This window comes from Pseudomonas sp. RV120224-01b, assembly GCF_003208145.1.
In the GTDB taxonomy this organism is placed as follows: domain Bacteria; phylum Pseudomonadota; class Gammaproteobacteria; order Pseudomonadales; family Pseudomonadaceae; genus Aquipseudomonas; species Aquipseudomonas monteilii.
Map to the genome: position 1 here is coordinate 18325 of NZ_QKMQ01000020.1, position 13601 is coordinate 31925.

Sequence of the window (13601 nt, forward strand, 5' to 3'; positions counted from 1 at the left end):
GCTCAGTCCTGGCCTGTGACGCGCAGCAGTTCCTCGACACTGGTCTGTCCTTGGCAGACTCGCTCGATACCGTGCTGAAACAAGCTGGTCGAGTGCGGGCACAGCAATGCCCGCATCTGTGCCAAGGATGCGCGGCCGTGAATAGCCTGTGCCAGCTGCGGGGTGATCACGACCATTTCGTGCAAAGCCACACGCCCGCTGTAGCCCAACTGGCACAGCTCACAACCAACAGCCTGGTACAGCTGCCGCGGTAAGTCATCGGGATTGCCCAGGGCAGCGGCCATGGCGTCATCCACCTCGCACGCGACCTTGCAATGCGGGCACAACACGCGCACCAGGCGTTGAGCCATGACACCGGCGAGCGATGATGCAAGCAGGCAGGTATCCACCCCCATGTCCGCCAACCGCATGATGGCACCCAGTGCGCTGTTGGTATGCAGGGTCGACAGCACCAGATGGCCCGTCAGCGATGCCTGCACGGCAATTTCGGCCGTTTCCCTGTCACGGATCTCACCCACCATCACGACATCCGGGTCCTGCCGCAGGATCGCCCGCAGCCCGCGTGCAAAGGTCATCTCAACCTTGCTGTTGACCTGCGTCTGGCCGATGCCCGGCAAGTGATATTCAACCGGGTCCTCGACGGTGAGAATGTTGCGCGACTCACGGTTCAGTACCGACAACGCCGTATACAACGTAGTGGTCTTGCCAGAGCCGGTGGGGCCGGTCACCAGGAAAATGCCATGGGGTTTTTCCAGCAATGCCAGGAACGCCTTCTGCACAGAGGGCTGCATCTGCATGTGTTGTATGTCCAGGCGTACCGCCTGCTTATCCAGCAAGCGCATCACCACCCGCTCCCCATGGGCTGCAGGCAAGGTGGACACACGCACATCCACCTCATGGCCTGCCAGCCGCAAGCTGATGCGGCCATCCTGTGGCACACGTTTCTCGGCAATGTCAAGGCGCGCCATGACCTTGATGCGCGATACCAGCAATGCCGAGAGCGCCCTGGGCGGCGTGAGCACTTCGCGCATGACACCATCGATGCGCATGCGAACACGCAACTGCTGCTCGAAGGTTTCCAGGTGGATATCGGAAGCGCGTGACCTGACCGCTTCGCTGAGCAACGCATTGAGCAACCGGATGATCGGCGCATCGTCCTGTTGATCGAGCAGGTCACTGGCCTGCGGCAAGCCCTCAGCCAAGCGTGACAGGTCGATGTGGTCATCCAGCTCCTGGATAACCGACTGTGCCGCATCCTGGGCGCCGCCATAGCAACCGGCCAGGTGGATGGCAAACGCGTCATCGTCCACCAGCCGCAGCGGAACATGCTGCCCGACCACGCGCAACGCTTCGGAAAGCGACTCCAGCGAGGCGCCGTTGCGCATCAGCAACGTGTGGCGGTCCAGCAAAATGCCAAAGCGCCGGGCAAAGCCGAATGGAATCAGATCGCTCACCGGCCAGGTTCCTCGCCCATCGGTACAGGGCGCGCCTCGAACATTTGGCGGGGGTCTTTCGGTACTCGTGCCGGGTCGGACGCCTGTACGTCGCCATAGGCGCGGCGGCCGGAGTCGATCAGGTCTTCCTGGGTACGCAAGACGGTAGGCCTCAGGAACACCATCAGGTTGGTCTTTTCCTGAGTGTCCCTGGTCCAGCGGAACAAGCCACCAAGCAGCGGGATGCGGCTTAGCAGCGGCACTGCGCGCTGTTCTGTCCGCACGCTGTCCTTGATCAGGCCGCCGATCACGATGATCTCGCCGTCCGCAGCCAGGATGGTGCTCTTGAGCGTCCGCTTGCTGGTGATCAGGTCACCTTCGACCGTACCAGGTGCCAGTTCGGAGCTTTCCTGTTCGACCTCCAGGCGCAAACTCCTGCCCTCATTGATGTGCGGGCGCACCTTCAGGCTAATACCGATGTCCTTGCGTTCCACGGTCGTGAACGGGTTGTCGGCGCCACTCCCTGATGTGGTGTACGAGCCGGTCTTGAAGGGCACGTTCTGCCCCACCAGGATCTGCGCCTCCTGGTTGTCTAGCGTGAGCAGGCTGGGGGTGGACAGCAAATTGCTGCGGGTATTGCTGGCCAACGCGGAAACCAGCAGGCCAAAACGGTCAGAACCCAATGCCAGTGCCGCACCGCTCGGCAGTGCCTTGTCTGCGCCCAGCAGGTCAGCCCACGCCACACCGCTGTCGGGGAATGTCACACCGCCCTTGAGGCTGCCTGTATCTATCCCCCACTGCAGCCCCAAGGCTTCATTGATATCCCCGCTGACCTCGACGATGGCCGCATGTATCAGCACTTGCGCGCGTGGCTGGTCGAGTTGCTCGATGATCTGTACCACATTACCCAACGTCTGGGGCTCACCCAGAAGCACCAGCGCATTCTGGCTGACATCGGCCTTGACCATGGCCCCTGCCGCAAGTGGCTGGCCCAAGGTTTCAGTACCTGCCTTGCCATCCAGCCGTTTGCCCACTTCACTGAGCACTTCGGCCAGTTGCTCGGCATTGCCATGCTGAAGGCGCACCACTCGCCAGTTCTGCGAACTGACAGGCGCGGGCACATCCAGCTCGCGGGCCAGGCGGGCAAGGCGTTGCCGGGACTTTTCCGGGCCGAGTATCAGCAGGCGGTTGCTGCGCGAGTCGGACAGCACCCGCACGCCACTGTCCGGGCCGCCCGCCGAAGCCTCTACCACAGGCAACACATCCACGGCCTGTGCGGTACGCAAGGTCACCAGCTCATAGTCATGCCGTTGACCGCTGTCCAGTTGCGCCACCAGGCTTTGCAGGCGCTCCAGGTTTGCAGCCGAATCGGTAACGACCAAGGCATTGGCCGAACTGGACGGGCCAATGTAACCATTGCTGGACACCAACGGCCTCAGCAAGCCCGCCAGGTCAGCCGCAGTGCTTCCAGACAAGCTGAACACGCGCGTGGTGAATGCGGCAGGAATGGCATCGACCTGCTGGTTGGCCCAGGCTTTTGCCTCACTCGCCGGCAGCACCAGCAAGCGATCACCATCGTTCACTGCGGCGAACCCTTGTGCATTCAGCACCGAGTAGAACAGCCGGCGCACGCCCTCACGATCGTGCGCTTCATTGGACAAGACTGTAATACGGCCCTGCACGCGCGGATCAAGCACAATTGTCTGGTCAAGAATGGCCCCGACTTCGCGCACCACATCGCGTACATCGGCATCGCTCATCGCCAGCTGCCAGGTCGGCGCATCAGCCAGGGCCAGCGGGCAGGTCAAAGTCAGACAGGCCCCGAACGAGGCCACCCGTAGAAAGCGTTGAAATGTCATTGCACCTCCCGCAGCAGGCGGGGTAAATCGGCAGAGGCAGGACCACGCGTAGGGGTACTGCCCGATTGAACGAAGACGCTGGCGCGGCTGCCGGACAACGCCAGCGTTTGCTCGCGCTCACCGTTCCAAAGGGTGATGGAACGCACATCGATCCGACGCAACACGCTGCCGCCCGGCATACGGTCGCCAACCCGGTACAGGCTTTCACCCTCGCGGCTTGCAACCAGCGCATGGGCCTGGCCCAGGCTTGATACGAAACACGCCTTGAGAACCAGTTCGGCCTGGCTGGCAGCCTGGCCGACTGGCTCGCTATACCCAAATGCCAGTGCCAGGGTTGCTGTGGGTAATGGCTTCTGGGCAGTTGATGCGGGCGCGACCTGCTCCTGCCCGATGCGCTCTGCCACGGGCCGGGTCGTTTCTCGCACGACCAGAAAAGCAATCGCCAACAGGGGAGCTGCCACCCAGGACAGAGTCGAAAACGGCTTCATTGGCTCAGGGCAACATCCGGCGAAGCACCTGCCGCCCAGAACACTCGTGCAGAATGACGGCCCCGACATGCAGCGCCACAACCATGGTCAGCACCACGTTGGCTGCAACATGCAGCTTCAGCCAGGCACTGAGCCATGACGGGTCGCTGATCAACGGCGAGATGGCAAACCATCCAAACACGTCGATTGCGCGGTCCATCATCAGTACACCAGATAACAGCACCAGCGCGGTCAGCCAGTACATACCCTCGTGTACAGCATGGGCAGCCCGGCGCGCCCGAGGGTTCTCATTCAGCGCACCCGGCCTGGCCTTGACCAATCGCACCAGCCAGCGCAGCAAGAAAACCGGGATGAACAGCGTGGTCAGCCCGACATTCACGAAACCGACCAGGTGGGCAGTGGCGGGTTCGACATCAAAGCCGGAAACATAAAAGCCACTGACCAGCGCCCAGCCGATCACCAAGGCAGAGACCCAGTGCAACAGGATCTGCTGCCAGCAATATTTGTGTACTTGCATCGAAAATACCGTGTTGTGCCCTGGCCGCTACTCCGGCTGCCAGGGCACATTCCTTCAGCGTTTGATCCAGGCGTCTTGCCAGTGGCTGCCTACACCCGGCTCATATTGGGTGGCACTTGCCGAATAGCTCTTGCACCAGCCCTCGAACGGGAACGGCTTGCACTCGAACACTTCACCCGTCTTCGGTTGCAGTACACGTGTACCGGCCTTGTAGCTTGCAATCGATTGAGGGAATTCAAAGTCGTGGCCTTCGCCACCCGCAGCCTTCAGCTGAACCTTGCGCTCTTCCTGCAGCAGGATGCGCCCGGCCTTGTTCACGCCAACGACCTTGAGCAGGTGCTCGCCTTCGACACTGCTCGCTTGCAGCGTCATCGGACGGGTGGTGGCGTCCACGTCCTGACGAGTGAAGCCGACTTGCTGGTTGGCACTGTCGAACAGCCGCGCGCTGACCTGCAGCTTACGGTTGGTCATTACCGTGAAGTCCAGGTTCGCCTTACCGTCTTCCAGCACGTACTCAGGTTTGAGGTCATGCAAGTGCAGGTAGCTGTCATCGACAGGTACGCCTTCGAAATCCAGCTGATAGCTGCTGATGCCCGTCTCGGGTTTGGCGAAGATGCTGTTGGCGCCCTGGACCGGCTTGATGTTGCCCTCGCTATCAAGGTGGCCCGCTTGTACCAAGGACTGGGTTTCATTGATGCGCTTTGCAAGCTTGTAGGACCAGTTTGCTGCAAGGCCCTCCTCAGCGCTGTCAATGACGATACCTACGCTGAATTGAGCGCTTTCCGAGCCGGCCACGAACGCGCGAGCCCTGACCTTGTCGCCAACCTGCAGGTCACGATGTGGGTTGATGCTGCCCACTTGCGGCCACTCAGGGGCGGGGCCACCTTCAGTCTGAATATCCACGTCCATGACGTTGTAGAACGCTGCAGCAGTGTCATCGACTGTCCAGGCACCCAGGATGATGTGCTGCCCGGTCTTGTCAGCAGGCAACGTGCACTGATGCTTTACAAGGGCTGGTCCATGTGTGGGTTGCCCCTCACCGCGAGCCGGCTTCCCATGCCCATCAACGGTACAGAAAGGCGTCGACTCGAACGCATCGCGCCCCAAGGGTGCATTCGGGTTCCACCCCGCTTTGGTGATGAAGTACTCCCAACCCGTCGTCTTGTGCCCTTCGGTGTAATACCAGTCGAAGGCGACGTCGCGCTGCTTGATGGGCGTCAGCGACCAGCGGTTGGCAGACTGCTCATCCAACGGTGCGAAGTCGGACCGCACGCCACCACTGGCGAGTTTGCCATCAGCCGGGCCGCGGGCCGGGAAGCCTTTTTCGGCCTCCCCGACTGCTTGCGGCTCGTACATGGCCTGGCCACACTCAGTGTTCAACCCAAGTCGGCAGGCATACGCCCTGGAAGGCGGTTCACTGGCGTAACCGTGTGCGCTGGCCATTTGGGCATGCATGCCCACCCCGGCAATCGCCAGCCATGCGCTGCTGGCAACAACCCTTCGTAGATGCTTTCGTGTACTCATGACGCACTCCAAACTGCTGAGTTTGCGTCGGGGGCTCCCGACAGGAGTGCGTCATTCTAAAAATGCGAAAGGCTGCAAAACATAGGAAAATTCCTGCCGATCAGCAGGCATCTTCATGGATCAGTTGATGATCTCGACAATATCCACGTCAACCTCACGGCTCATCAGGTGCTGTTCCACCTCACCGGTCAACTTGACCTTGGTCTTGTCGTTGAACGGCGTGGGCGGCAGGTCTTCGTCATCGATCTCGACGGTGATGGTGCCGGTGTTGTCCTTGAATTCGTACTTGTCGTCGTTGTTGATCTTCTTGGTCACAAACCCTTGCAGCACAACCGGAGTGTCATCGGCAGCGTCGTTGGCAGCGGCAACAGTAGTGACCGACTGAGCGCCGGGGCCGGTATAGGTCGCAGCCAGTGCGGCGGAGCTGAACAGAGGGGCGAGGATCAGGGCAAGGTAACGTGCTTTCATGAGGATCGGGTCCTGTTTGGGTTTCGATGGGACCAGATTAGCGACGATCGCTGAATTAAAACTTAATGCAACAAAAAGCCCGGCACACGGCCGGGCTTGGGTTTTCAGCCTTCAGATCACTGATGATACTGCGCCGACAACTCATGCACGGCGTTGATGAACACACCCGCGTGCTCCGGGTCGACTTCCGGCGTAATGCCGTGGCCCAGGTTGAACACATGGCCCGTGCCGTGGCCGTAACTGGCCAGGATTCGCGCCACTTCCTGGCGGATGGCTTCCGGTTTGGCGTACAACACGGTCGGGTCCATGTTGCCTTGCAGGGCCACCTTGTCACCCACGCGGCGGCGGGCGTCGCCGATCTCGCAGGTCCAGTCCAGGCCCAGCGCATCGGCGCCGGCTTCAGCGATGCTTTCCAGCCACAGGCCACCGTTCTTGGTGAACAGGATCACCGGCACCTTGCGCCCTTCGTGCTCGCGGATCAGCCCGCTGACGATCTTGCGCATGTAGGCCAGGGAGAATTCCTGGTAGGCCGCCGCCGACAGGTTGCCGCCCCAGGTGTCGAAAATCTGTACGGCCTGGGCACCGGCCAGAATCTGGCCATTCAGGTAGCTGGTCACCGACTGAGCCAGCTTGTCCAACAGCAGGTGCAGGGCTTGCGGGTTGTCGTAGGCCATGGCCTTGGTCTTGCGGAAGTCTTTCGACGAGCCGCCTTCAACCATGTAGGTGGCCAGGGTCCACGGGCTGCCGGAGAAGCCGATCAGCGGCACACGGCCATTGAGTTCGCGGCGAATGGTGCTGACCGCGTCCATCACATAGCCCAGGTCTTTCTGCGGGTCGGGGATTGGCAGCGCTTCGATGTCGGCCGGGGTGCTGATGACCTTCTTGAAACGCGGACCTTCGCCGGTTTCGAAGTACAGGCCCAGGCCCATGGCGTCGGGGATGGTGAGGATGTCCGAGAACAGGATCGCCGCGTCCAGCGGGTAGCGGTCCAGCGGCTGCAGGGTGACCTCGCAGGCGAACTGCGGGTTCATGCACAGGCTCATGAAGTCACCGGCCTTGGCGCGGCTGGCGCGGTACTCCGGCAGGTAGCGGCCGGCCTGGCGCATCATCCACACCGGGGTGACGTCTACGGGTTGCTTGAGCAGTGCACGCAGGAAACGATCGTTCTTCAGGGCAGTCATGTCGGCATCCGGAAAAATAGTGCGGGCATTTTCTCAGACGCACAAAGAAAAGGCACGGCTCATTGCCGTGCCTTTTCTCTATGGGTATGTCCTGGATCAATAGATTTTGTATACAAAATCTAAATGATTTCAGACTTCGAGGTAGTCCAGGATGCCTTCAGCAGCGGTACGCCCTTCGAAGATCGCCGTCACCACCAGGTCAGAACCGCGCACCATGTCGCCACCGGCAAACACTTTCGGGTTGCTGGTCTGGTGCTTGAACTTGCCTTTCTCCGGTGCAACCACGCGGCCTTGGCTGTCCAGCTGGATACCATGCTGCTCGAACCACGGCGCCGGGCTTGGGCGGAAGCCGAAGGCGATCACCACGGCATCGGCCGGCAGGATCTCTTCAGAACCCGGGATCGGCTCGGGGCTGCGGCGGCCACGGGCATCCGGCTCGCCAAGGCGGGTCTCGACCACTTTCACGCCTTCCACCTTGTCCTCGCCAACGATGGCGATAGGCTGGCGGTTGTAGAGGAACTTCACGCCCTCTTCCTTGGCGTTCTTCACCTCTTTGCGCGAACCCGGCATGTTGGCTTCGTCACGGCGATAGGCGCAGGTCACCGATTTGGCGCCCTGACGGATCGACGTGCGGTTGCAGTCCATCGCGGTGTCACCACCGCCCAGCACCACCACCTTCTTGCCTTGCATGTCGACGAAGTCTTCCGGCGACTTCTCGAAGCCCAGGTTACGGTTGACGTTGGCGATCAGGAAGTCCAGCGCGTCGTGCACGCCTGGCAGGTCCTCGCCCGGGAAGCCACCCTTCATGTAGGTGTACGTACCCATGCCCATGAACACGGCGTCGTACTCGGCGAGCAACTGTTCCATGGTGACGTCCTTGCCCACCTCGGTGTTCAGGCGGAACTCGATGCCCATGCCGGTGAAGACTTCGCGGCGGTTGCTGAGCACGGTTTTTTCCAGCTTGAACTCGGGGATGCCGAAGGTCAGCAGGCCACCGATTTCCGGGTTCTTGTCGAACACCACCGGGGTCACGCCGGCACGCACCAGTACGTCGGCGCAGCCCAGGCCGGCCGGGCCGGCGCCGATGATGGCGACGCGCTTGCCGGTTGGTTTGACCTTGGACATGTCCGGGCGCCAGCCCATGGCGAAGGCGGTGTCGGTGATGTACTTCTCCACCGAACCGATGGTCACCGCGCCAAAGCCGTCGTTCAGGGTGCAAGCACCCTCGCACAGGCGGTCTTGCGGGCACACGCGGCCGCACACTTCCGGCAGGGTGTTGGTCTGGTGCGACAGCTCGGCGGCGGCCAGGATGTTGCCTTCGGAAACCAGCTTCAACCAGTTGGGGATGAAGTTGTGTACCGGGCACTTCCATTCGCAATACGGGTTACCGCAGCCCAGGCAGCGGTGTGCCTGGTCCACGGACTGCTGCGGCTTGAACGGTTCGTAGATTTCCACGAACTCTTTCTTGCGCTGGCGCAGCAGCTTTTTCTTCGGGTCCTTGCGGCCCACTTCGATGAACTGGAAGTCATTGTTCAGACGTTCAGCCATTTTTCAAAACCTCTTTACAGCAGCTGCAAGCTACACGCTGCAAGCCGCAAGACGATCACTTAAGCCGGGCAAACCTCGTACTGCCTTTACATGCAGCGTGAGGCTTGCCACTTGCAGCTGTTGTTACTGCGGGTTGGCACGGGTGCTGGACAGCAGTTGCTTCAGGTTGGCTGCCTTCGGCTTCACCAGCCAGAAGCGCCGCACGTAGTCGTCCAGGTTCTCCGAGAGCTCACGCCCCCACTCGCTGCCGGTTTCTTCCACATACTCGGCAAGGACACGCGCCAGGTGGCTGCGGTACGCCTCCATCGCTTCACCACTGATGCGCTGGATTTCCACCAGTTCGTGGTTGAGCTTGTCGACGAAGCTATTGTCCATGTCGAGCACGTAGGCGAAGCCGCCAGTCATGCCAGAACCGAAGTTGTAACCGGTCTTGCCCAACACGCAGACAAAGCCGCCGGTCATGTATTCACAGCAGTGATCGCCAGTGCCCTCGACAACAGCGTGGGCGCCGGAGTTACGCACAGCGAAGCGCTCGCCCGCAGTACCCGCAGCAAACAGCTTGCCGCCAGTGGCACCGTACAGGCAGGTGTTGCCGACGATGGCGCTGTGCTGGGTTTCGAACGGGCTGCCGGCTGGCGGCACGATGGTGAGCTTGCCACCGGTCATGCCCTTGCCGACGTAGTCGTTGGCGTCGCCTTCCAGGTGCAGGTTCAGGCCACCGGCGTTCCACACACCGAAGCTCTGGCCCGCAGTCCCCTTGAAGCGGAAGGTAATCGGCGCCGCAGCCATGCCCTGGTTGCCGTGCAGGCGGGCGATTTCGCCCGACACACGCGCACCGATGGAACGGTCGCAGTTGCAGATGTCGAGGTTGAACTCGCCACCGGCCTGGTCACGGATGGCCGGCATGGCCATTTCCACCATTTTCTCGGCCAGCTCGCCCTGATCGAACGGCGGGTTCTTGTCCACTTCGCAGAACTGCGGCTTGTCAGCCGGGATGTGCGAGCTGCCCAGCAGCGGCGACAGGTCCAGGTACTGCTGGCGCTCGGTGTCGCCTGGCAATACGTCGAGCAGGTCGGTACGGCCGATCAGTTCGCCCAGGCTGCGCACGCCCAGCTTGGCCAGCCACTCACGGGTTTCTTCGGCGACGAAGGTGAAGAAGTTGATCACCATGTCGACGGTGCCGATGTAGTGGTCCTTGCGCAGCTTGTCGTTCTGGGTGGCTACGCCGGTGGCGCAGTTGTTCAGGTGGCAGATGCGCAGGTACTTGCAGCCCAGGGCGATCATTGGCGCGGTACCGAAGCCGAAGCTTTCGGCGCCGAGGATGGCCGCCTTGATCACATCCAGGCCGGTTTTCAGGCCGCCGTCGGTCTGTACCCGCACCTTGCCGCGCAGGTCGTTACCACGCAGGGTCTGGTGGGTTTCAGCCAGGCCCAGTTCCCACGGGGCGCCGGCGTACTTGATCGAGGTCAGCGGCGAAGCACCGGTACCACCGTCGTAACCCGAGATGGTGATCAGGTCGGCATAGGCCTTGGCCACACCAGCGGCGATGGTGCCCACGCCGGCTTCCGCCACCAGCTTGACCGACACCAGCGCCTGCGGGTTGACCTGCTTGAGGTCGTAGATCAGCTGGGCCAGGTCTTCGATCGAGTAGATGTCGTGGTGCGGCGGTGGCGAAATCAGGGTCACGCCCGGTACCGCATAGCGCAGCTTGGCGATCAGGCCGTTGACCTTGCCGCCCGGCAACTGGCCGCCCTCACCGGGCTTGGCGCCCTGGGCGACCTTGATCTGCAGCACTTCGGCGTTTACCAGGTATTCCGGGGTCACGCCAAAGCGGCCGGTGGCCACCTGCTTGATCTTGGAGCTGCGGATGGTGCCGTAGCGCGACGGGTCTTCACCGCCCTCACCGGAGTTGGAACGCGCGCCCAGGCGGTTCATGGCCTCGGCCAGCGCCTCGTGGGCTTCCGGCGACAGGGCACCCAGCGAGATACCGGCGGAGTCGAAACGCTTGAGGATGGCCTCCAGCGGTTCGATCTGCTCCAGCGGCAGCGGCTGGTCGGCCACTTTCACTTTCAGCAGGTCGCGGATCATCGACACCGGACGGGTGTCGACCAGCGTGGTGTATTCCTTGAACTTGGCGTAATCGCCCTGCTGCACGGCGGCTTGCAGGGTATTGACCACGTCCGGGTTGTAGGCGTGGTACTCGCCACCGTGAACGAACTTCAGCAGGCCGCCTTGCTGGATCGGCTTGCGCGCGCTCCAGGCCTCGGCCGCCAGCAGCTTCTGGTCGCTTTCCAGGTCTTCGAAGCGCGCGCCCTTGATACGACTGGACACGCCCTTGAAGCTCAGGCCGACCACTTCCTCGGCCAGGCCGATGGCTTCGAACAGCTGCGCACCACGGTACGAGGCGATGGTGGAGATGCCCATCTTCGACAGGATCTTCAGCAGGCCCTTGGAGATGCCCTTGCGGTAGTACTTGAAGACTTCGTCCAGGTCACCCAGCACTTCGCCGGTGCGGATCAGGTCGGCCAGCACTTCATAAGCCAGGTACGGGTAAACGGCCGAGGCACCGAAGCCCAGCAGCACTGCAAAGTGGTGCGGGTCGCGGGCGGTAGCGGTTTCCACCAGGATGTTGCTGTCGCAACGCAGGCCCTGTTCGGTCAAGCGGTGGTGCACTGCACCCACGGCCAGCGAAGCGTGCACCGGCAGTTTGCCCGGGGCGATGTAACGGTCGCTCAGCACCAGCTGGGTCTTGCCAGCGCGCACGGCTTCTTCAGCCTGGTCAGCGATATTGCGGATGGCCGCTTCCAGGCCGACGCCCTCTTCATAGTTGAGGTCGATCAGCTGGCGGTCGAAACCTTCGCGCTCCAGGCTCATCAGCGAACGCCATTTGGCGGGCGAAATGACCGGCGAGCTGAGGATCACCCGCGAAGCGTGCTCCGGGGACTCCTGGAAAATGTTGCGCTCGGCGCCCAGGCAGATTTCCAGCGACATCACGATCGCTTCGCGCAGCGGGTCGATCGGCGGGTTGGTCACCTGGGCGAACTGCTGGCGGAAGAAGTCGTACGGCGAACGCACGCGCTGCGACAGCACGGCCATCGGCGTGTCGTCACCCATCGAGCCGACGGCTTCCTGGCCCTGCTCACCCAGCGGGCGCAGCACCTGATCACGCTCTTCGAAGGTGACCTGGAACATCTTCATGTATTGCTTGAGCTGGTCAGCGTCATAGCTGGCCACGCCCTGGTCGTCGGTCAGCGTCGCCTGGATACGGGTGGCGTGCTGACGCAGCCAGCGCTTGTACGGGTGACGCGACTTCAGGCGGTTGTCGATGGCGTCGGTGTCGAGGATCTGGCCGGTTTCGGTGTCCACGGCGAGGATCTGCCCCGGGCCGACACGGCCCTTGGCCAGTACTTCCTCAGGCTGGTAGCCCCATACGCCGATTTCGGAGGCGATGGTGATGTAGCCGTTGGTGGTGGTCACCCAGCGCGCCGGGCGCAGGCCGTTACGGTCCAACAGGCACACCGCGTGGCGGCCTTCGGTCATGACGATACCGGCCGGGCCGTCCCACGGCTCCATGTGCATGGAGTTGTATTCGTAGAAGGCGCGCAGGTCGGCGTCCATGGTCTCGACGTTCTGCCAGGCTGGCGGTACCAGCATGCGCACACCACGGAACAGGTCGATGCCACCGGTCACCATCAGTTCCAGCATGTTGTCCATGCTCGACGAGTCGGAACCCACGCGGTTGACCAGCGGGCCGAGCTCTTCGAGGTCGGGGATCAGGTCGTTGGCGAACTTGGTGCGACGGGCCATGGCCCAGTTGCGGTTGCCGGTGATGGTGTTGATCTCGCCGTTGTGGGCGAGGAAGCGGAACGGCTGCGCCAGCGGCCATTTCGGCAGGGTGTTGGTGGAGAAGCGCTGGTGGAACACGCAGATCGCGGTTTGCAGGCGCTCGTCACCCAGGTCTGGGTAAAACGCCGCGAGATCGCGCGGCATCATCAGGCCTTTGTAGATGATGGTCTTGTGCGAGAAGCTGCAGATGTAGTGGTCGGCGTCGTGGGCGTTGGCCACCGACGAACGGCGACGGGCACTGAACAGCTTAATCGCGAACTCCTGATCGCTCAGGCCTTCACCGCCGATGAACACCTGCTCGATCTGCGGCAGGCGCTCCAGGGCCAGGCGGCCGAGCACGCTGGTGTCGATCGGCACCTTGCGCCAGCCGACCAGCTTCAGGCCGGCTGCGAGGATTTCGCGGTCCATGTTGGCGCGGGCGGCTTCAGCTTTGACCGGGTCCTGGTTGAAGAACACCATGCCGACGGCATACTGCTTGGGCAGCTCGACGGCGAAGTGCTCCTGGGCCACGGCACGCAGGAATTGATCGGGCTTCTGCATGAGCAGACCGCAACCGTCACCGGTCTTGCCGTCGGCGTTGATGCCGCCGCGGTGGGTCATGCAGGTCAGCGCCTGCATGGCGGTTTGCAGAAGGTGGTGGCTCGGTTCGCCCGTCATATGGGCGATCAGGCCAAAACCACAGTTGTCCTTGAATTCTTCGGGATGGTACAGACCTGTTTTCATAGACACATTCTCAC

9 protein-coding genes are annotated in these 13601 nt (G+C 62.1%); all 9 read right to left on the reverse strand.

The features are described from left to right. Positions 1–2: 2 nt before the first annotated feature. Entirely contained in the window at positions 3–1454 is a 1452-nt protein-coding gene (gene gspE / locus N436_RS24240; RefSeq protein WP_110742143.1) for a type II secretion system ATPase GspE, read from the reverse strand. Next, positions 1451–3292 carry a type II secretion system secretin GspD gene (gspD, locus tag N436_RS24245; RefSeq protein WP_110742144.1) on the reverse strand — a complete coding sequence of 614 codons (1842 nt, stop codon included), beginning with the start codon at positions 3290–3292 and terminating at the stop codon, positions 1451–1453. Before gspD ends, gspE begins: the two co-directional genes overlap by 4 nt. Next, a complete protein-coding gene (locus tag N436_RS24250; protein WP_177410269.1) occupies positions 3289–3696 on the reverse strand; it encodes a type II secretion system protein N in 408 nt (135 codons plus the stop codon). Before N436_RS24250 ends, gspD begins: the two co-directional genes overlap by 4 nt. An 88-nt stretch (positions 3697–3784) precedes the next feature. Next, positions 3785–4297: a cytochrome b gene (locus N436_RS24255; RefSeq protein ID WP_060498042.1), complete on the reverse strand. Its 513-nt coding sequence runs from the start codon at positions 4295–4297 to the stop codon at positions 3785–3787. A 54-nt stretch (positions 4298–4351) separates the two neighbouring features. After that, positions 4352–5821, reverse strand: a complete 1470-nt coding sequence (gene gbpA, locus N436_RS24260) for an N-acetylglucosamine-binding protein GbpA (RefSeq protein WP_256590026.1) — start codon at positions 5819–5821, stop codon at positions 4352–4354. Positions 5822–5941: 120 nt separating this feature from the next. Next, positions 5942–6289 (reverse strand): YgiW/YdeI family stress tolerance OB fold protein, encoded by a 348-nt coding sequence (locus N436_RS24265; protein WP_110742145.1) that lies wholly within the window; start codon positions 6287–6289, stop codon positions 5942–5944. Positions 6290–6405: 116 nt separating this feature from the next. Next, positions 6406–7470, reverse strand: coding sequence for a uroporphyrinogen decarboxylase (gene hemE, locus N436_RS24270; protein ID WP_051099567.1), 1065 nt, complete (start codon positions 7468–7470; stop codon positions 6406–6408). Positions 7471–7599: 129 nt separating this feature from the next. Further along, positions 7600–9018 (reverse strand): FAD-dependent oxidoreductase, encoded by a 1419-nt coding sequence (locus N436_RS24275; RefSeq protein ID WP_016712489.1) that lies wholly within the window; start codon positions 9016–9018, stop codon positions 7600–7602. A 123-nt stretch (positions 9019–9141) separates the two neighbouring features. Next, a complete protein-coding gene (gene gltB / locus N436_RS24280) occupies positions 9142–13587 on the reverse strand; it encodes a glutamate synthase large subunit (protein ID WP_110742146.1) in 4446 nt (1481 codons plus the stop codon). Positions 13588–13601: the final 14 nt, after the last annotated feature.